The 19,461-nt window shown below is 68.7% G+C and carries 20 protein-coding genes; 17 read left to right on the top strand and 3 right to left on the bottom strand.

The features are described from left to right. Positions 1–40 precede the first annotated feature (40 nt). From ftsW to ileS, 13 genes are all read left to right on the top strand, one after another. Positions 41–1,504 (top strand): putative lipid II flippase FtsW, encoded by a 1,464-nt coding sequence (gene ftsW, locus TY25_RS12955; protein ID WP_370466230.1) that lies wholly within the window; start codon positions 41–43, stop codon positions 1,502–1,504. Next, positions 1,501–2,598, top strand: coding sequence for an undecaprenyldiphospho-muramoylpentapeptide beta-N-acetylglucosaminyltransferase (murG, locus tag TY25_RS12950; protein ID WP_042256134.1), 1,098 nt, complete (start codon positions 1,501–1,503; stop codon positions 2,596–2,598). Before ftsW ends, murG begins: the two co-directional genes overlap by 4 nt. Next, complete coding sequence (gene murC / locus TY25_RS12945) at positions 2,595–4,085, top strand: UDP-N-acetylmuramate--L-alanine ligase (protein ID WP_042256133.1); 1,491 nt, start codon at positions 2,595–2,597, stop codon at positions 4,083–4,085. The genes murG and murC overlap by 4 nt, the downstream gene beginning before the upstream one ends. Positions 4,086–4,140: 55 nt before the next feature. Continuing rightward, the gene (locus TY25_RS12940; RefSeq protein ID WP_081868840.1) at positions 4,141–4,887 is read left to right on the top strand and encodes a cell division protein FtsQ/DivIB; all 747 of its coding nucleotides are present in this window, start codon (positions 4,141–4,143) and stop codon (positions 4,885–4,887) included. Between the two features lie 411 nt (positions 4,888–5,298). Next, on the top strand, positions 5,299–6,525 hold the full coding sequence (ftsZ, locus tag TY25_RS12935) for a cell division protein FtsZ (protein ID WP_042256132.1): 1,227 nt from the start codon (positions 5,299–5,301) through the stop codon (positions 6,523–6,525). A gap of 320 nt (positions 6,526–6,845) precedes the next feature. Then, entirely contained in the window at positions 6,846–7,571 is a 726-nt protein-coding gene (gene pgeF / locus TY25_RS12930; protein WP_042256131.1) for a peptidoglycan editing factor PgeF, read from the top strand. Further along, positions 7,571–8,335: a YggS family pyridoxal phosphate-dependent enzyme gene (locus TY25_RS12925; RefSeq protein ID WP_042256130.1), complete on the top strand. Its 765-nt coding sequence runs from the start codon at positions 7,571–7,573 to the stop codon at positions 8,333–8,335. Before pgeF ends, TY25_RS12925 begins: the two co-directional genes overlap by 1 nt. A 106-nt stretch (positions 8,336–8,441) precedes the next feature. Next, on the top strand, positions 8,442–8,600 hold the full coding sequence (locus TY25_RS42595; protein ID WP_156055084.1) for a hypothetical protein: 159 nt from the start codon (positions 8,442–8,444) through the stop codon (positions 8,598–8,600). Beyond that, the gene (locus TY25_RS12920; RefSeq protein WP_014983167.1) at positions 8,597–9,406 is read left to right on the top strand and encodes a cell division protein SepF; all 810 of its coding nucleotides are present in this window, start codon (positions 8,597–8,599) and stop codon (positions 9,404–9,406) included. Before TY25_RS42595 ends, TY25_RS12920 begins: the two co-directional genes overlap by 4 nt. An 89-nt stretch (positions 9,407–9,495) precedes the next feature. Continuing rightward, positions 9,496–9,798 carry a YggT family protein gene (locus tag TY25_RS12915; protein WP_014983168.1) on the top strand — a complete coding sequence of 101 codons (303 nt, stop codon included), beginning with the start codon at positions 9,496–9,498 and terminating at the stop codon, positions 9,796–9,798. Positions 9,799–9,866: 68 nt separating this feature from the next. Then, the gene (wag31, locus tag TY25_RS12910) at positions 9,867–10,721 is read left to right on the top strand and encodes a DivIVA-like cell division protein Wag31 (RefSeq protein WP_014983169.1); all 855 of its coding nucleotides are present in this window, start codon (positions 9,867–9,869) and stop codon (positions 10,719–10,721) included. A 47-nt stretch (positions 10,722–10,768) separates the two neighbouring features. After that, positions 10,769–10,969, top strand: coding sequence for a hypothetical protein (locus tag TY25_RS12905; protein ID WP_014983170.1), 201 nt, complete (start codon positions 10,769–10,771; stop codon positions 10,967–10,969). A 270-nt stretch (positions 10,970–11,239) separates the two neighbouring features. Continuing rightward, on the top strand, positions 11,240–14,395 hold the full coding sequence (ileS, locus tag TY25_RS12900; RefSeq protein WP_042256129.1) for an isoleucine--tRNA ligase: 3,156 nt from the start codon (positions 11,240–11,242) through the stop codon (positions 14,393–14,395). A 51-nt stretch (positions 14,396–14,446) separates the two neighbouring features. On the opposite strand, the gene TY25_RS42590 is transcribed toward ileS, so the two are convergent. Together TY25_RS42590 and TY25_RS12895 are read right to left on the bottom strand one after the other, a co-directional pair. Continuing rightward, the gene (locus TY25_RS42590; RefSeq protein WP_156055083.1) at positions 14,447–14,608 is read right to left on the bottom strand and encodes a hypothetical protein; all 162 of its coding nucleotides are present in this window, start codon (positions 14,606–14,608) and stop codon (positions 14,447–14,449) included. After that, a complete protein-coding gene (locus tag TY25_RS12895) occupies positions 14,608–15,024 on the bottom strand; it encodes an ester cyclase (RefSeq protein ID WP_042256128.1) in 417 nt (138 codons plus the stop codon). Before TY25_RS12895 ends, TY25_RS42590 begins: the two co-directional genes overlap by 1 nt. Positions 15,025–15,066: 42 nt before the next feature. Here TY25_RS12895 and TY25_RS12890 point away from each other — a divergent pair, with 42 nt between their 5' ends. Together TY25_RS12890 and TY25_RS12885 are read left to right on the top strand one after the other, a co-directional pair. Further along, complete coding sequence (locus TY25_RS12890) at positions 15,067–15,717, top strand: TetR/AcrR family transcriptional regulator (protein ID WP_042256127.1); 651 nt, start codon at positions 15,067–15,069, stop codon at positions 15,715–15,717. A gap of 291 nt (positions 15,718–16,008) precedes the next feature. Further along, positions 16,009–16,497, top strand: coding sequence for an NlpC/P60 family protein (locus TY25_RS12885; protein ID WP_042256192.1), 489 nt, complete (start codon positions 16,009–16,011; stop codon positions 16,495–16,497). 61 nt (positions 16,498–16,558) lie between these two features. Here TY25_RS12885 and TY25_RS12880 read toward each other — a convergent pair whose 3' ends face one another. Beyond that, positions 16,559–17,446: a UTP--glucose-1-phosphate uridylyltransferase gene (locus TY25_RS12880; RefSeq protein WP_081593965.1), complete on the bottom strand. Its 888-nt coding sequence runs from the start codon at positions 17,444–17,446 to the stop codon at positions 16,559–16,561. Positions 17,447–17,702: 256 nt separating this feature from the next. Here TY25_RS12880 and TY25_RS42585 point away from each other — a divergent pair, with 256 nt between their 5' ends. Both TY25_RS42585 and TY25_RS12875 read left to right on the top strand, forming a co-directional pair. After that, on the top strand, positions 17,703–17,840 hold the full coding sequence (locus TY25_RS42585) for a hypothetical protein (RefSeq protein ID WP_156055080.1): 138 nt from the start codon (positions 17,703–17,705) through the stop codon (positions 17,838–17,840). A 68-nt stretch (positions 17,841–17,908) separates the two neighbouring features. Next, on the top strand, positions 17,909–19,270 hold the full coding sequence (locus tag TY25_RS12875; RefSeq protein ID WP_236639112.1) for a DNA polymerase IV: 1,362 nt from the start codon (positions 17,909–17,911) through the stop codon (positions 19,268–19,270). The last annotated feature ends 191 nt before the right edge of the window (positions 19,271–19,461 follow it).

The raw sequence follows: 19,461 nt of genomic DNA, 5'->3' as shown, positions 1-19,461 counted from the left end.
GGCCCCGGAGACGGCAGGGCGGCGAAACCGTGGAGGGCTCGTGAGCGGCGCAGATCAGACGCACACCGCACGGCGGGTCGACCCGCGGGCCGGTGCCCGGTTCGTGGCCTGGCTCGCGCGGCCGCTCGCGTCCTTCCATCTGGTGGTCACCATCGCCACGCTGCTCACGGTGCTGGGCCTAGTGATGGTGCTCTCGGCGTCGAGCGTCGAGGCGTATGTCGATGGGGGCTCGGCGTATTCGCTGTTCATCCAGCAGGCGATGTTCGCGGCGATCGGTGCCGTGCTGTTCTATCTGGCGCTGCGGATTCCGTTGCGCAGGCTGCGCCAGTGGTCGTTCCCGCTGTTCGTGGTGTCGGTGCTCGGACTGGTGCTGGTACTGGTCCCCGGCATCGGTTCCAAGGTGCAGGGCGCCCGGCGCTGGATCGACCTCGGCTTCTTCTCGGTGCAGCCGTCGGAGATCGTGAAGGTCACGCTGGTCGTCTGGGGTGCGCACCTGCTGGCGTCGCGGCGTTCGGAGCACGCGTCGCTCAAGGACATCCTGATGCCGCTGGTGCCCGCGGGCCTGCTGGTGTGCCTGCTCGTCGTGGTGGAACCGAACCTGTCCACCACGATCGCGCTCGGCATCGTGCTGGCGGCGCTGCTCTGGTTCGGCGGGCTGCCGCTGCGCTTGTTCGTCACGATCGCGGTGTCCGGCATGATCGCCGCCGCGGTGCTCGCGCTCTCGGCCGGCTACCGCTCCGATCGGATGCGCGCGTTCTTCAATCCCGGTGACGACCCGCAGGGCATCAATTACCAAGCGCGCCAAGCGCTGTACTCGCTGGCCGACGGCGGTATCTGGGGCAGGGGCCTCGGGCAGAGCCGGGCCAAGTGGAGCTATCTGCCCAACTCGCACAACGACTTCATCTTCGCCATCATCGGCGAGGAACTCGGCTTCTTCGGCTGTGCCCTGGTGCTCGGACTGTTCGCGCTGTTCGTCTACACCGGGCTGCGCATCGCGAGCCGCTCGGTGGATCCGTTCCTGCGACTGCTCACCGCGACCGCGACGACCTGGATCACCGGCCAGGCCCTGATCAACATCGGTTACGTGGTCGGGCTGCTGCCGGTGACCGGTCTGCAGCTGCCGCTGGTGTCGGCGGGCGGTTCGTCGCTGGCGATCACCCTGTTCATGTTCGGCATCATCGCCAACGCGGCCCGGCACGAGCCCGAGGCGGTTTCGGCGCTGCACGCCGGGCAGGACGGTAGATTCAGCAGGCTGCTACGTCTGCCCAAACCCGAGGTGTACTCGCCGGCCCGGGCCAGTGCCGCCAGAGCGAAGTCGGCACAGCGGGGCAAGGCGCCGCGGTCGGGCAGACAGGCGGCGTTGCCGCCCGGTCGTCGCGGCCAGAGCGAACTGGGCAGGCGCCGCTCGCCGGAGAGCCGCGGCACCAGCTCGCTGCGGGCCACCAGGGCATGGGAACCCAGCTATCCGGTCAACCACGCAAGAGAACGGGGAAGATCTAGGTGATCTCGGTAATCGTCGCCGGCGGCGGCACGGCGGGCCACATCGAGCCGGCGCTGGCGGTGGCGGACGCGCTGCGACGGCTCGACGATTCGATCCGGGTGACGGCGCTCGGTACCGAACGCGGCCTGGAAACCCGCCTGATCCCCGAACGCGGTTATCCGCTCGAGCTGATCCCGCCGGTTCCGTTGCCCCGCAAGCCGACCACCGATCTGCTGCGGTTGCCCGGCCGGGTGCGCGCCTCGGTGGCGCAGGCCCGAGCGGTGATCGATCGGGTCGAGGCGGATGTGATCGTCGGGTTCGGCGGCTACGTCGCGCTGCCCGCGTACCTGGCCGCCGGACCGGGGCTGTTGCGCCGCCGGCGTGCGGTGCCGGTGGTGGTGCACGAGGCCAACGCCAAGGCCGGTATCGCGAACAAGGTCGGCGCGCGGCGCGCGCGCCGCGTGCTCGCGGCCGTGCCGGATTCCGGGCTGGCCGGGGCACAGGTCGTCGGCATCCCGGTGCGCGCGGCCATCACCACGCTGGATCGCGCCGCGTTGCGCGCCGAGGCCCGGGCGCATTTCGGGCTGCCCGCCGAGGGACCGGTGCTGCTGGTGTTCGGCGGCTCGCAGGGCGCGGTGAGCCTGAACGACGCGGTGTCCGGCGCCGCGACGCAACTGGCCGCGGCCGGTATCTCGGTACTGCACGCGCACGGCCCCAAGAACACGCTCGAGGTCGCGGCCGGCGACGGTGCGGCGCGCTATGTCGCGGTGCCGTATCTTTCCCGGATGGACCTCGCCTACGCCGCCGCCGACGCGGTGGTCTGCCGGTCGGGCGCGATGACCGTCGCCGAGGTGTCGGCGGTCGGGCTGCCCGCGTTCTATGTGCCACTGCCGCACGGCAACGGTGAGCAGGAGCTCAACGCCGGACCGGTGGTCCGGCAGGGCGGTGGCAGAGTTGTCCCCGATTCGGAGCTGACGCCGAAATACGTGATCGACGAGGTGATTCCGCTGCTCATGGACCCCGCACGGCTGATCGAGATGGGCCGTGCCGCCGCCGGTGCCGGGCACCGCGACGCCGCCGACGAGGTGGCGCGCATCGTGCTGGGGGTCGCCGGATGACCGACGAGGACCTTTCGGCCTTGCCGCCCGCGCTCGAACGGGTGCACATGGTCGGCATCGGCGGTGCCGGGATGTCCGGTATCGCGCGGATCCTGTTGTCCCGCGGCGGCGCGGTGTCCGGGTCGGACGCCAAGGAGAGCCGCGGGGTGCTCGCGCTGCGGGCACGCGGCGCGCAGGTGCGCATCGGGCACGACGCCAGCGCGCTGGACCTGCTGCCCGGCGGCCCGACCGTGGTGGTCACCACCTATGCGGCCATCCCGAAGACCAATCCCGAATTGGTGGAAGCCAATCGGCGCGAGATCCCGGTGCTGCTGCGCCCGGCCGTGCTCGCCTCGCTGATGCAGGGGCATCGCACGCTGCTGGTGTCGGGTACCCACGGCAAGACCTCCACCACCTCGATGCTCATCGTGTCGCTGCAGCACTGCGGCTTCGATCCGTCCTTCGCGGTGGGCGGGGAGTTGAACGAGGCGGGCACCAACGCCCACCACGGCACCGGGGACATCTTCGTCGCCGAGGCCGACGAGAGCGACGGGTCGCTGCTGCAATACGAGCCGGACGTCGCGGTGGTCACCAACATCGAATCCGATCACCTGGACTTCTTCGGCACCGACGAGGCCTACGTACAGGTCTTCGACGACTTCGCCGACCGGCTGAGCGCGGGCGGGTTGCTCGTCGTCTGCCTGGACGATCCCGGTTCGTTCGCGCTGGCCGAGCGGGTCGGCGCGCGCCTGGCCGAGAAGAACGTGCAGGTACTCGGTTACGGCTCCGGCGAACTCGCCGACGCGCCGGTGCCGGTCGGGGTGCGGCTGCACAGCTGGGAGCCGCGCGACGTCGGCGGTATCGCCCAGTTCCAGCTCGCCGACGAGGCCGCGCCGCGCACCCTGCGGTTGTCGGTGCCGGGCAGGCATATGGCCTTGAACGCGCTCGCCGCGCTGCTCGCGGCCCGCGCCGCGGGGGCCGACGTGGACGAGATCGTCCAGGGCCTGGAGGGTTTCGGCGGTGTGCACCGGCGATTCCAGTTCGCGGGCCGGGAGAACGGCGTGCGCGTCTTCGACGATTACGCCCACCACCCGACCGAGGTGCGCGCGGTGCTCGGCGCCGCCGCCGAACTGGTCCAGCAGGAGGCCCGCGACGGCGCCCGGTCGCGGCAGGGGCGCGTCATCGTGGTGTTCCAGCCGCATCTGTACAGCCGCACCGCGACGTTCGCCGCGGAGTTCGGCACCGCGCTCAGCCTCGCCGACGAGGTGGTCGTGCTCGATGTGTACGGCGCGCGCGAGAAACCGCTGCCCGGGGTGAACGGCGCGCTGGTGGCCCAGTCGGTCACCAAACCCGTGCACTACCAACCCGATATGTCGCGGGTGGGCAGGCAGGTCGCCCGGCTCGCGCTGCCCGGCGACGTGGTGATCACCATGGGCGCGGGTGATGTGACGATGCTCGGCAGTCAGATCCTGGACGGTTTACGGGCGCGGCCCCAGTACGGGCGATGAGCGCCGAGACGAAGCGGCCGCGCACGCACCGGCGGCCCGGCGGAGCGGAGTCGTGATGGCCAGGCGTGGTAGCAGGCGCGACGGCGAGCCCCGGCGCGGATTCGCCGCGGCGCGTTCGGCCGGTGCGCTGTTCGGTGCGGACGGGGTCCGGCGCTTGTGGTGGTGGGGATTGCTGGGCGTGTGCGTCCTTGCGATCGTCGCGGCCGTCGCGTGGTTCACCCCGGTGCTCTCGGTGCGCACCGTCAAGATCGACGGCGCGGTCGCGGTGCCCGAACAACAGGTGCGCGAACTTCTCGAAATTCCGTCGGGGCGCTCGATGTTGCGCATCGATACCACCGAGATCGCGCGGCGGGTGGCCGGTATTCCCAAGGTGCGCACGGCCCGGGTGCAGCGGGTTTTTCCGTCGACGGTGAAAGTGACCGTCGTCGAGCGGGTTCCGGTGTTGTTTTTCGAGAGTCCGCAGGGCGCGCACCTGTTGGACGCGGAGAGCGTGGAATTCGCGATCGAACCGGCGCCGATCGGGGTGCCCGAGTTGATCACCGATCATCCCGCGAGCGACGACCCGGTCACCGAGGCCGCGGTCGCGGTACTCACCGTGTTGCCGCCTGCGCTGGGCATTCAGGTGGACCAGGTTGTGGCACGGTCCATTTCAGATATTTCCCTGAATCTGAAGGATGGGCGCACGGTACTCTGGGGCGGGATGAACGACGCCGAGCGCAAGTCGGCGGTCGTACTGCCGCTGCTGACCCGCCCCGGAACGGTGTTCGATGTTTCGAGTCCTAATCTGGTCACGGTAAAGTGATCGATACCCATTGCGCCCGCGTCGAATTGCCGTATTCGACGGGCGGCGCTCGCGGTCCCCTGGTGGATCTGCGAGCTGCTGCCTCCGGGCCGGGCGCTCACGCCGCCGCGCTTGTACAGGCCGGCGGGCGGGGCGCCGGGGGGCAACCGTTCACCATACTTCGTGTGGGTCGGCGAAACGAGAGGGATCACACAAGATTCTGTGTCTCGTTTCGGCGCGCCTGCGCGCGGTTTGCGGCGGCGGCGAATAGCGTTCCGCAGCAGTCGGATACTTGACATAACGCTAACCCTATGGTTCAGCTTTAGGGTTTGCCCGAGCGGCGGTTCGCGGAGTACAGCCGCTCAGGCGAAACCGGCGGAGTGTCTCGAATCCGAAAACGACAGGCTTTAGATCGAAGGAAGGCGAGAGCCCATGACGCCCCCGCACAACTACCTTGCCGTGATCAAGGTCGTCGGTATCGGCGGCGGCGGTGTGAATGCCGTCAACCGGATGATCGAACAGGGTCTCAAAGGTGTCGAGTTCATCGCGGTCAATACCGACGCGCAGGCTCTGCTGATGAGTGATGCCGACGTCAAGCTCGACGTCGGCCGGGAACTCACCCGCGGTCTCGGGGCAGGCGCCGACCCCGAGGTCGGTCGCAAGGCGGCCGAGGACCACAAGGACGAGATCGAAGAGGTGCTCAAGGGCGCCGACATGGTCTTCGTGACGGCGGGTGAGGGCGGTGGCACCGGCACCGGCGGTGCGCCGGTCGTCGCCCAGATCGCCCGCAAGCTCGGCGCGCTGACCATCGGCGTGGTCACCCGCCCGTTCTCGTTCGAGGGCAAGCGGCGCGGCAACCAGGCCGAGGTCGGCATCAACCAGCTGCGCGAATCCTGCGACACGCTCATCGTGATCCCGAACGACCGGCTGCTCCAGCTCGGCGACGCCGCGGTCAGCCTGATGGACGCGTTCCGCTCGGCCGACGAGGTGCTGCTCAACGGTGTGCAGGGCATCACCGACCTGATCACCACGCCGGGCCTGATCAACGTCGACTTCGCCGACGTCAAGAGCGTGATGTCGGGGGCGGGCAGCGCACTGATGGGCATCGGCTCCGCCCGCGGTGAGGGCCGTTCGGTGAAAGCGGCCGAGTCCGCGATCAATTCGCCGCTGCTCGAGGCGTCGATGGACGGCGCGCACGGCGTGCTGCTGTCGATCGCGGGCGGCTCGGACCTCGGCCTGTTCGAGATCAACGAGGCGGCCTCGCTGGTGCAGGAAGCCGCGCACATCGAGGCCAACATCATCTTCGGCACGGTGATCGACGATTCGCTCGGCGACGAGGTGCGCGTCACCGTGATCGCCGCGGGCTTCGACGGCGGCGGACCGGCCCGGCGGACCTTCGACACCACCGGACGCAGCACCATCGGCTCGGCCCGCTCCGGCGAGATCGGCCAGAACCGCAGCACCGAGGTCGCCGCCCGCAGCACCGACACCGCGGCCGCCGGCGCGAGCGCCTCGACCCGCGGCGCCGTGCCGAGCTACCGCGACTCCGAACGCGCCCGGCTGGCCGAACCCACGGTCGCCAACAACCCGCGCGCGCACATCGAGCCCCCCGACGATGACGACGACGATGTCGACGTCCCGTCCTTCATGCGCCGCTAGCCCAACCGCTTACGCCACCGCGCGGCACAGAGCGTCCGCACATCGCATAACAGACACCCTGTGCGATGTGCGGACGCTCTGTGGTTCGCGCGACCGCAGCCTGATCGGCGCGCGCGTGTTCGCGCGATGCGCGCGTGTTCGCGGGATGCGCGCCTTTTCGCGGGCCGCGCGCCTTCTCTTGTGATGCGCGCGTGTTCGTCGGCGATTTCGCGCGCGGCGTGGCGGTCTGCGCGCGGCGTGCGGGTTCGGGCGTGACAGTGGGCCTGCTCCCTTAGAAAGCATTCGGGAGTCGTTAAGGGGTGACGACTAGGCTCGAGTGCATGACTTCTGCGCCGACACTGACTGTTCGACGGGTGACCACGACTCGGGCCGGTGGCTTTTCCGCGCCGCCGTACGAGTCGTTCAATCTCGGCGATCACGTCGGGGACGATCCGGCGACGGTGCGGCGGAACCGGGATCGGCTCGCCGCGGGCATCGGGCTCACGCCGGATCGGCTGGTCTGGATGGAGCAGATCCACAGCCGCAATGTCGAAATCATCGATGGCCCACGGGCCGAGCCGGTGCCCGCGACCGACGCGCTCGTGACGAACGTGCCCGGGCTCGCCCTGGTGGTGCTCACCGCCGACTGCGTGCCCATCCTGCTGTCCGACGACGAGGCCGGTGTGCTCGCTGCCGTGCACGCGGGGCGGATCGGCGCGCGGATCGGCATCGTGCCGAGGGTGCTCGACGCAATGCTGTCACTGGGTGCGCAGGTGGAGCGGATCGGCGCGTTCCTGGGGCCGGCGGCCTCGGGGCGGCAGTACGAGGTGCCCGCCGCGATGCGCGCCGATGTCGAGGCGCATCTGCCCGGCAGCGCCACCACCACGGTGCGCGGCACGCCGGCGCTCGACCTGCGCGCCGGAATCCGCAGGCAGCTCACCGAAGCCGGGGTCGGCGCGGTCGCGGTCGACCCGCGCTGCACCATCGAGGACCACACCCTGTTCAGCCACCGGCGCGGCGCCCCCACCGGGCGGCTGGGCAGCGTGATCTGGTCGGAGGTGCACTGATGTCCGCGGAATCCGTTGCGGCGCAAGTGGACGAGCGCACCGCGGAACTGGCGACGAACCTGGCCGGGCTGCTGCAGCGCATCGACGCCGCCTGTCTCGCGACGGGGCGCGCGCCGGACTCGGTGCGTCTACTCCCCGTGACGAAATTCTTTCCGGTCGCCGATATCGCGATCCTGCACCGGCTCGGCCGCCGCGAGTTCGGCGAGTCGCGCGAACAGGAGGCCACCGCCAAGGTTTCGGCACTCCGCGAGCACATAGGTGACGAAGACCTCTCGGATGTGCAGTGGCACATGATAGGACGCCTGCAACGCAACAAGGCGCGGGTCGTGGCGCGCTGGGCACATACCGTGCACTCGGTGGACAGCGAACGCCTGGCAACCGCTCTGGATACCGGCGCGCGGGCCGCGCTGGACGCGGGGGAGCGCAGCGCGCCGGTACGCGTCCTACTGCAGGTGAGCCTGGACGAAGACCCGTCGCGCGGTGGTGTCGCGCCGGCGGAATTGACCCGCCTGGCCGCGCACATCGCGGCCTCTCCCGGATTACGACTGTCCGGTCTGATGGCCATTCCGCCATTGGGGGCGGAGTCTGATGCGGCATTTGCACGCCTTGCGACTTTGCACACCCTGCTACTCGCCGAGCATCCCGGCGCGACAGAACTTTCCGCCGGAATGTCCGGCGATCTGGAATCCGCTATCGAACACGGCTCGACGGTTGTGCGTGTCGGTACCGCCTTGATGGGCGCTCGACCGATAACCTCGGCGTAGCAAAGAAACCTCATCAGTCACATTCGACACATATGCTGGGACCGACGAGGGCTGAGCAAGACTTCAACACCCGGCCGCCACCGGGGCCGAAGGAAGGTCGACCAAAATGAGCGAGCGCAGCGAGCGAGTAATCGACGCAGCCATCGTGGTCACGACGCCGCCGCGCCTGCGCGGGGACGTCCTGCGGGAGCGCAGCGAGCGCTCGATGACCGCAGCCACGAGCGTGCTCGTGACGGAGCCGAGCGTCAGCGAGGCGCAGTCATGAGCACGCTGCACAAGTTCAAGGCTTACTTCGGCATGGTTCCACTCGAGGATTACGAAGACGACTATGTCGACGATCGTGCTCCCCGGGTCGCCGACGACCGCGGTGCGCGCAGGCCCCGGCCCCGTGACTACGCCGACCGCGGTGCCTACGGCGCTGATCGCTATGCCGAAGACCGTTACGGCGCAGAGCATTACGGTGCCGACGGATTCGATCGGGACGAGCCCGGCTATCCGGAGCCCGCCTACAAGTCGCCGTACAAGGCCGGATACCCGGTATCCCGGCGCGACGACTACGCCGACGAGCCCTACGGCGAGGACCGTTACGAGGCGCCGCGGCGTCCCACCCGGATCGAGACCGCGCCGTCGTCCGGCCGGTTCCGCGCGGGCGGTAGCGCGCCGTCGCTGCGCGGTGCCACCCGTGGTGCGCTCGCCGTCGATCCCGAGGCCGAAGAGCGGCGGCTGGAGGAGCGCGTGCGCCCCGAGCCGGCTCCCGCGCGCAGGCCGGGGATCTTCGAGGACGGAGGTCCCTTGTCCAAGATCACGACGCTGCGCCCGCGCGACTACAGCGAGGCCCGCATCATCGGTGAGCGCTTCCGTGAGGGCAACCCGGTGATCATGGACCTGGTGGACCTCAGCAACGCCGACGCCAAGCGACTGGTGGACTTCGCCGCCGGACTCGCGTTCGCGCTGCGTGGCTCATTCGACAAGGTCGCGACCAAGGTGTTCCTCCTCTCACCGGCGGACGTGGACGTATCAGCCGAAGAACGCCGTCGCATCGCCGAAACCGGCTTCTACAACCAGAAATAAGGTCGTGATCTGGGGGGTGATGCAGACCGGTCGCATGCGGTGCGGCGCGGTCATTTTGCGCAAAGCGGATTTTGCGGCAGAGTGAAGTCGTGGCCTTGTTCGCGGTGCTGTACTTCGTACTGTTCATCTTCTGGCTGTTGCTGATCAGCCGGGTGATCGTGGAGTTCATCCGTAGCTTCGCTCGGGACTGGCGTCCGACCGGTGTCGTGGTCATCATCCTCGAGGTGATCTTCACGATCACCGACCCTCCGGTGAAACTCCTGAGGCGGTTGATACCACCGGTGTCACTGGGAGGAATTCGCCTGGATCTGTCGATTATGGTCCTGCTTTTCATCGTCTTCATCTTGATGTCGATCGTGGGCAGGCTCGGGCAACCGGTAGCCCCGGTGTGACAGAATGGGCCGTGAAGTAGCTTGCTAGATCTGCTAGATCTCCAAAAGACGCGTGAAGGGATCCTTCCATGCCGCTGACTCCAGCCGATGTGCACAACGTCGCGTTCAGCAAACCGCCGATCGGGAAGCGCGGCTACAACGAGGATGAGGTCGACGCCTTCCTGGATCTCGTCGAGCAGGAACTCTCGCGTCTGATCGAGGAGAACGCCGATCTGCGCCAGCGGGTCGCCGAACTCGACGCAGAACTGGCTGATGCCAAGAAGAATCGCGGCCCCGCGGTTCCGGCCAACGTGAAAGCGCCTGTGCAGCAGGCCCCGCCGCCGCCCGAGCCGATCAAACCGCCGGTGCAGGTGGCGCCGCCCGCGCCGATGCCCGCGCCCGCCCCGCCGAAGGACGCGCCCGGTGCGGACGCGAACCTGCAGGCCGCCAAGGTGCTCAGCCTCGCGCAGGAAATGGCCGACCGGCTCACCAGTGACGCCAAGGTGGAGGCGGAGAACCTCCTGTCGAACGCCCGGGCAAACTCCGAGCGTCTCGTCGGTGACGCCCGCACCCGCTCCGAGGGCATGATCGCCGATGCCCGCCAGAAGGCCGACGCGATGCTGTCGGACGCGCAGTCGCGCTCGGACAACCAGCTGCGCCAGGCCAAGGAGAAGGCCGACGCCCTGCAGGCCGACGCCGAGCGCAAGCACACCGAGATCATGGCGACCATCACCCAGCAGCGCAGCGTGCTGGAGAGCCGGATCGAACAGCTCAAGACCTTCGAGCGGGAGTACCGGGTGCGGCTGAAGTCCTACCTGGAATCGCAGCTCGAGGAGCTGGAGAACCGCGGTTCGGCGGTGCCGGTCGACGGTGGTGAGGCGTTCGCGGACGCCAACACCGCCAACAACCTGCAGCCGGCCACGTTTGCCAAGGGTGGCAAGTAAGCCGCTCATACTGAGCACGCGCCACCCGGCATGCCTTGGGGGTCACCATGCTCGTCTTGACGCTTGTCCTTGCCGCTGTCGGATTCGCACTACTGGTCACCGCGCTGACCACCGGATCGGTGATCTGGGCGTGGGGCTGCATCCTGGTGTGTGTACTCGGCGCGGTGCTGCTGCTGGTCAGTGCCCTGTCTATGCGGCGGCCGGACGGAGATTCGCCTCCGCCTCCCGGGCGCCACGCCAAACGGTGAGGGAGCGCCGTCCAAGGGTTTGACCGTACTGGCTAGAATCAAACATGAATATGGTGTGGATCCGGTCATCACCGGGGAGCCTTCGGAAGAACAGCGCACGCCGCCGCGGCAGCCGCGCTCAGTAGAACCGAACGGGTGAGCCCGTCACAGCTCACAACGAGAGGTCCGGCAGTTCGCCGCCGGGCAAGCGGGGTGGTACCGCGGTATCGACGCACCTGGCGTCGGCATCGTCCCCGTGCCAACGACAAGGCACGAGGAGACGTATCCGCGATGGCGGACCAAACTTCCAGCAACAGTGCGTACCCCCGCGTCGACCTCGGTGTCGCCGGGTCTTCGTTCCCCGAGATGGAACGCCGCGTGCTAGACGCATGGGCGGCCGCCGACACCTTCCGCGCGAGCATCGAAAACCGTTCCGGGGCAGCGACTTCGGGTTCCGCGCCGGCCGCGGAGTTCGTCTTCTACGATGGCCCGCCCTTTGCCAACGGTCTGCCACATTACGGGCATTTGCTCACCGGATACGTCAAAGACTTGATCCCGCGTTTCCAGACGATGCGCGGCAAGCGCGTCGATCGCCGTTTCGGCTGGGACTGTCACGGATTGCCCGCGGAAATCGAGGCGGAAAAGCAGCTCGGTATCACGGACAAATCACAGATCGACGCAATGAGTCTGGCCGAATTCAACGCCGCCTGCAAATCGTCGGTGCTGCGCTACACCGGTGAATGGCGCGACTACGTCACCCGCCAGGCGCGCTGGGTCGACTTCGACAACGACTACAAGACCCTCGATCTCGACTTCATGGAGTCGGTCATGTGGGCGTTCCGGTCATTGCACGAGAAGGGCCTGATCTACCAGGGCTTCCGGGTGCTGCCCTACAGCTGGTACGAGCAGACGCCGCTGTCGAATCAGGAGACCCGCCTCGACGACGCGTACAAGATGCGCCAGGATCCGGCGGTCACCGTCGACATGGTGCTGCGCGTGCCCGCCGACCATCCGCTGCACGCGCTCGACGGCGTGAACGCGTTGATCTGGACCACGACGCCGTGGACGCTGCCGTCGAACCTCGCGATCGCGGTGCACCCCGACGTCCGCTACGTGCACCTGCGCGCCGCCGACGGCAAGCGCTATCTGCTGGCGGCCGAACGCGTGTCGCACTACAGCCGCGAATTCGGCGATGCGCCCGAGGTACTCGGCGAGTACGACGGCGCCGCGCTGGTCGGCCTGTCCTACGCGCCGCCGTTCGACTTCTTCCTCGGCCACCCGCACGCGCACCGGGTGCTCAGCGCGGACTACGTGACCACCGACTCCGGCACCGGAATCGTGCACCTCGCACCGGCTTTCGGTGAGGAGGACATGGATGTCGCCACCGCCAACGGCATCGAGATCGTGCAACCGCTCGACCCGGGCGGCAAGTTCACCTCGATGGTGCCGCCGTACGAGGGCCTGATGGTGTTCGACGCCAACCCGGTGATCATCAAGGACCTCAAGGCCGCCGGAAAGCTGTTGCGGCACGAGACCATCGAGCACTCCTACCCGCACAGCTGGCGCTCCGGGCAGCCGCTGATCTACATGGCGGTGCCGTCCTGGTTCGTCGCGGTCACCAAGTTCCGTGACCGGATGGTCGAGCTGAACAAGCAGATCACCTGGGTGCCCGAGCACATCAGGGACGGCCAGTTCGGTAAGTGGCTCGAGGGCGCGCGGGACTGGAACATCAGCCGCAATCGCTACTGGGGCAGCCCGATTCCGGTCTGGATGTCCGACGACCCGGCCTATCCGCGGATGGACGTCTACGGCTCGCTGGACGAGCTGGAGCGCGACTTCGGCGTGCGCCCGGCCGACCTGCACCGGCCGATGATCGACGAGCTCACCCGGCCGAATCCCGATGACCCGACCGGTAAGTCGACCATGCGCCGGGTGCCGGAGGTACTCGACTGCTGGTTCGAGTCGGGCTCGATGCCGTTCGCCCAGGTGCACTATCCGTTCGAGAACAAGGAGTGGTTCGACAGCCACTTCCCGGGTGACTTCATCGTCGAGTACAACGGGCAGACCCGCGGCTGGTTCTACACGCTGCACGTGCTCGCCACCGCGCTCTTCGACAGCCACGCCTTCAAAACCGTTGCCGCGCACGGCATCGTGCTCGGTGACGACGGCTTGAAGATGAGCAAGTCGAAGGGCAACTACCCGAACGTCAACGAGGTGTTCGACCGCGACGGCTCGGACGCGATGCGCTGGTTCCTGATGAGCTCGCCGATCCTGCGCGGCGGCAACCTCATCGTCACCGAACGCGGCATCCGCGAGGGCGTCAGCCATGCGCTGCGGCCGCTGTGGAACGCGTGGACCTTCCTGCAGCTCTACGCCTCGAAGCCGGGCATGTGGCGCACCGATTCCCCGCATGTGCTGGATCGCTACATCCTGGCGAAGCTGGCACAGACCCGCGACGTGATGACCGAGGCGCTCGAGGCCTACGACATCGCGGGCGCCTGCGAGGAGTTGCGCGGCTTTGCCGACGCGCTCACCAATTGGTATGTGCGCCGGTCGCGTTCGCGGTTCTGGAGCGAGGACGCGGATGCGGTGGACACCCTGCACACGGTGCTGGAGGTGGTCACCCGGCTGGCCGCGCCGCTGCTGCCGCTGATCAGCGAGGTGATCTGGCGTGGGCTCACCGGCGGCGAGTCGGTGCACCTGGCGGACTGGCCGAAGGAAGGCGAGCTGGCGAGCGACCCCGAGCTGGTCGCCGCGATGGACGAGGTGCGGGTGGTGTGCTCCACCGTGCTGAGTCTGCGCAAGGCGCAGAACCTGCGGGTGCGGCTGCCGCTGGCCGAGGTGACCATCGCGGCCGCCGACGCCGAGCGGCTGACGCCGTACGCGGACATCATCGCCGACGAGGTCAACGTGAAGAAGGTGGATCTGACCACCGACGTCGCTGTGCACGGTCGCTTCGAACTGGTCGTGAACGCCCGGGCCGCGGGCCCGCGGCTGGGCAAGGACGTGCAGACGGTGATCAAGGCGGTGAAGGCGGGCGAATGGTCCGAGTCCGCCGACGGTGTCGTCACCGCCGCCGGAATCGCGCTGCTCCCGGAGGAATACACGCAACGACTGGTCGCCGCCGAGCCCGAGTCCACCGCCGCGCTGCCCGGCAACGCGGGCCTGGTGGTGCTGAACTCGGTGGTCACCGAGGAGCTGGAGGCCGAGGGCTGGGCCCGCGACCTCATCCGCGACCTGCAGGAGACCAGGAAGTCGGCCGGCCTGGACGTGTACGACCGGATCACGGTGGTGCTCGAGGTCCCGGCCGAGCGCAAGGCCTGGGCGCAAACCCATCGCGACCTGATCGCCGGTGAAATCCTTGCCACCACACTGGCTTTCGGTGACGCGGGCGCCACGGCCGCCGACCTCGTCGGCGGCGTACGCGCTCAGGTCGCCAAGGCCTGAGCCGGTCATCGCGGCAGGACAGGACCGGCACCGTCCTGTCCTGCCGTGCAGTCAGCTCGTCCGGTGCTGTCCGGCGCGGCCCTTCGCGCCGCGGCCCGGGCGGCGCAGTGGCACGGGGGCGTGGTTGTCGAGCGGGGAGACCGGGTAGGTCTGCTCGTCGTGGCGCTCGTCGCGACGTTCGTAGTGGGTCGTGACCGCCTTGTACGCGCCCATCAGGCGGGCGCCATCAGCTGCTGCATGATCGCGGCCATGTCCAGCCAGACGTTCTCCCGGCTGATCTTGTCGCCGCGGATCTCGCAGACGTGCAGGATCCGGAAATCGATGGCCCGGTTGCCGCCGGGGATGCCCATGAACTCACCGGTGGCCCTGCCGTACCAATGGGATTCGTCGACGAAGAAGTCCTCGCCGTAGTAGCGGTGGACGCTTTCCATCTTGTCTTCCTTGATCGCGGCGAACAGCGCCCGGTAGCGCTCGGCGATCGCCGCCGGTTCGCGCAGGATGCCCTGCGGATCGCCGACCGCGTCGTGCTCGACGTCCGCGGCGAGCGTGTCCATGATCGCGTCGACGTCGTTCGCGGCCTCGGCCGCGCAATGCCGCTCGAACAGCTCATCCATCTCTTCACGTGTCATGCCCGTGCCCTCCAGAAAGTGAGAATCTGCTATCGTAGTGAGATGACTTTCTCACGGCGAGATGAGATTCTCAAGAGCGACCGCGCGAAGAATCAGAAGATGCGCACCCGCGAGGCGCTGCTCGAGGCCGCGCTGGAACTCGCGCGCAACGGCCACTCGCCCTCGATCGCCGAGGTCGCCGAGGCGGCGAAGGTATCGACCGCGACTGCGTATCGGTATTTCCCGAATCCGCAGTCGCTGTGGTCGGACATGGCCACCCGGCAGGCCGGCTTCCTCGGGCGCTACCCGGACTTCTTCGAGGAGCTGCCCGACGACGCCGAGGCCCGCATCGAGCGGGTGGTGCGCGAGGTCAGCGGGTTCCAGTTCGAGAACGAGGTGGTGTGGCGCGGGGTGCTGCGCGCGACCCTGGATCGCTGGTTCAACCAGGTGGATGTGCCTGAGGCGGAACGGGTTCCGGTCCGCGGCGTGACCCGGCTGGAGATGGCGCGCACGGCATTGGCCCCGCTGTCGGACCGGCTCTCGCCCGAGCGGATGGAGCGGCTGGTGCACGCGGTGACGCTGGTGTTCGGTGTCGAGGCGCTCGTCTCCACCCGCGACACCTGTGGCCTGGATCCGGCAGCGGCCACCGAGACGATGTGCTGGGCGGCGACGGGGTTGGTGCGGGCGGCTCTGGCCGAGTCGGAGGACCGGTAAGGCGTGTCGCTACAGCGTGATGTAGATCACATACTGTAGATTTGCTGAACTGTCATCGCAGGTCCAGGCCTCGCGGCAGAATCGATGATGGTGCTGCTGTTGCGGAGAGCTACTTCTGGGACGGCAGTGAGTTCGTGGATTGTCCTACCTGAAACGCGCTGCGCCGGGGTCCGGTGCGGCGGCTGCGGCTCCTGCTGGATGGCGCTGCTCGACCTGGCGTCGACCGGGACCGCCGGATGGTGGCCCGCCCGCCGGGTCGCCGGAAGGGACGAGCACGTGAACAGAAAACCCTTGCGCCGCATCGCTGTCGGATTTCTCCTGGCGACCGCCGCGACCCTGATCCTGGCCGGCCCCGGCTGGTCGGACACCGGTAGCGCCACCGGTAGCGCCGAATCCCTCTCGGCTTCCGGCTCCGCGGCGATCCCGCTGCCCAGCTCGCACGGGGTAGGTGCGCTGGCCGCCGCGGTCTCGCAGACCGGCAAGCCCTACGAATGGGGTGGCACCGGCCCGTTCACCTGGGACTGCTCCGGCCTCGTGCAGTGGGCGTTCCGCCAGGTCGGCGTCAACATCCCCCGGACCACCTGGGAGCAGGCCCGAGCCGGCGCACCCGTCCCGTTCTTCGCCCTCTCGCCGGGCGACGTGGTCGTCCTCAACACCGACGGCTCCCACGTCGGCATCTACGCCGGCTTCGGCCAGATCTTCAACGCCTACGACTGGGGCGTGCCCGTAGGCCTCAGCCCGCTGCGCCAATTCGACATCTACGCCATCCGCCGCTTCTGACCCGGCTCGGCGCTGCCCGGTGTGCGCATCCGCGAACCGCGGATGCGCACGGCCGCGGGGACTAGCTCGCGGTGTCCTCGGCGAGGGTGCGCAGTAGGGGTCCGTACTGGGGGTTGGCCAGTGCGGAGGCGAACTGGGCGACGAGATAGTCGGCCGGGTTGCCGGTGTCGTACCAGCGGCCGCGGATGACCTGGCCGTAGACGGGGTTGTCGGCGGCGTGCACGTTGATCGCGTCGGTGAGATAGACCTCGCCGGTGCGGTGTTCGTACCAGGCGCGGGTCTGGGTGCGCAGTTCCTCGATGACGCCGGGGGTCACCACGTAGCCGCCGATCGCGGCGTAGTTGGACGGCGCGTCCTCGGGCTTGGGCTTCTCGCGCAGGCCGGTGATGCGCAGCAACCCGTGACCCTGGTCGTCGGCGACCACCGGGACGCCGTAGCGCTGCGATTCGGTCGGGTCCATCGGCATCAGGGCGAGCACCGGCGCGCCGGTCTGCTCGTAGGCGTTGATCAGCTGCTGGGCGCGCGGCACATCGGCGACGAACACGTCGTCCGGCCACAGCACCAGCATCGGCTCGTCGCCGAGATTGCGGGCCGCGTTGAGCACCGGGGTGCCGTTGCCGTACGGACCGTGCTGATCCAGGTAGGTGATATGGCCGAGCCGGGACAGCTCGCCGACCTCTTCGACCGCGTCCGCGTAGGCGGTCTTGCCGTCCGCGCGTAGCTGCGCCACCAGGGCCGGGTTCGGCCGGAAGTGGTCCTGGATCAGCGACTTTCCGCTGCTGACCACGATGGTGATGTCGGTGATGCCGGAGGAGACCAGCTCGCGGACCGTGTGCTCGATGACCGGCTTGTCGCCGACCGGCAGCATCTCCTTCGGGATGGCCTTGGTCAGCGGGAGGAGCCGGGAACCGATACCGGCGGCCGGGATGACGGCCTTGCGGATCTTCATGGGTCCGATCATCACACATCACGCGGTGTGGCAACGGCGGTCCCCGCGCTTCGCCGAATGTTCACCGAGACCGTGTAGTGCCCCGAACTCGGCGGCATATGTGCAGGTCACAGGCTCGAGAATCGGTTGCCGCGCGTCCGGGAGCGGTCCGGGTCCGCACACGGATCTCTACAGGAAACTAATGGCTAGCGCACAGTGACCCCACAGCGTCGGCGCCTGCCCGGAGTTGTCGGTGGGCGCGCGTAGATTCCGAGTCGTGAGTACGGACAAGGCGACGGCCACACAGATTCCCGAGCAACTCGAGCCGCTGGCCCTGCGCGCCAGGGCGATGTGCGCGGCGGTGCTGGCCGCCGGGATACCCGAGGCGAGGAAACCTTCGGCGAAACCCCGGTGAGCGCACAGCATCCGCCCGAGCGCGCCGACGCGCTCAGTACCGCTCGGCGGTGGGTGCTGCACATCGATATGGACGCGTTCTTCGCCTCGGTCGAGCAGCTGACCCGTCCCACGTTGCGCGGCAGGCCGGTGCTCGTCGGCGGCACGGGCGGGCGCGGCGTGGTCGCGGGCGCCAGCTACGAGGCACGGGTCTACGGCGCGCGCTCCGCGATGCCGATGCATCAGGCGCGCAGGCTGGTCGGCGTCACCGCGGTGGTGGTGCCGCCGCGCGGCGCGGTGTACGGCGTGCTGAGCGGGCAGGTGTTCGACACCCTGCGCAGTCGCATCCCGGTGCTGGAGACGCTCTCGTTCGACGAGGCCTTCGGGGAGCCCGCCGAACTGACCGGCGCCACGGTGGCGCAGGTGCACGAGTTCTGCGAGCAGTTGCGCGCGGCGGTGCGCGAACGCACCGGGCTCACCGCGTCGGTGGGCGCGGGCACCGGCAAACAGCTCGCCAAGATCGCCTCCGGCCTCGCCAAACCCGATGGGATCCGGGTGGTTTCGCCGGACGAGCAGCAGCAGATGCTGGCCGCGCTGCCGGTCCGCAAACTGTGGGGGATCGGCCCGGTCGCCGAGCACAAGCTGCGTTCGCTCGGTATCGAGACGGTCGGCGCGTTCGCCGCGCTGCCGGAATCGGAGGCGGTGTCGATCCTCGGCGGCAGCGTCGGCGCGGCGCTGCACCGGCTGGCCCGCGGGGTCGACGACCGGCCGGTCGCGGAGCGGGCCGAGGCCAAACAGATCAGCGCCGAGACCACCTACGAGACCGATATCGTCACGCTCGCCCAGCTGCGCCCCGCGATCGAGGCGATGGCGGCGGCCGCGCACCGCAGGCTGGGCAAGGACGGGCGGGCGGCCCGCACCGTGGTGCTCAAGCTGAAGAAGTCCGATATGAGCATCGTGACCCGCTCGTTCACCCTGCCGTATGCCACCGAGGATCTCACCACGCTGTCCACCGCGGCACAGCGCTCGGCGATCGATCCGGCCGAACTCGGCCCGATCCGGCTGGTCGGGGTGGGCTACGGCGGGCTGTCCACGGTGCGGCAGGAATCGTTGTTCCCCGAACTGGATCAGGCGCCCATCGCCGAGCACAGCACGGCCGCCGAGGACGAGGGCTGGACCGCGGACGGCCCGGCGCCCGCGGCGACCGGACTCGTCCCGGCGCAGCTGCTGCCCGATATCGCGACCGCCGAGCCCACGCTGTCGGTGCCGATCTGGCATCGCGGCATGGACGTCGAGCATCCCGAGTACGGTCACGGCTGGGTGCAGGGCGGCGGCTACGGCGTGGTGACCGTGCGGTTCGAGACCCGGTCCACCGGTCCCGGTCCGGCCCGCACCTTCGCCGCGGATGACGCGGATCTGACCAGAGCCGATCCGTTGCGCAGTCTGCAGTGAGATCGGCGGTGAACGGCTCGACATCGCCGAGCGTGACGCGTACGTTCGCTGCCGACGACATCAGTCCGTCCCGTGTGGATCCACGCGGTGCTCCGCGGTGCCGGTAGCCTGGGAGCTCGTGCAGCGCCGCCGGTTCGGGTGGAGGCTGCCATCGGTGGAACATGACACGGACCTACTCGAACGCAAAGGAC

The organism is Nocardia brasiliensis NBRC 14402 (genome assembly GCF_000308475.2).
GTDB lineage: Bacteria > Actinomycetota > Actinomycetes > Mycobacteriales > Mycobacteriaceae > Nocardia > Nocardia brasiliensis.
This window is presented reverse-complemented; position numbering and strand designations above follow the sequence as displayed.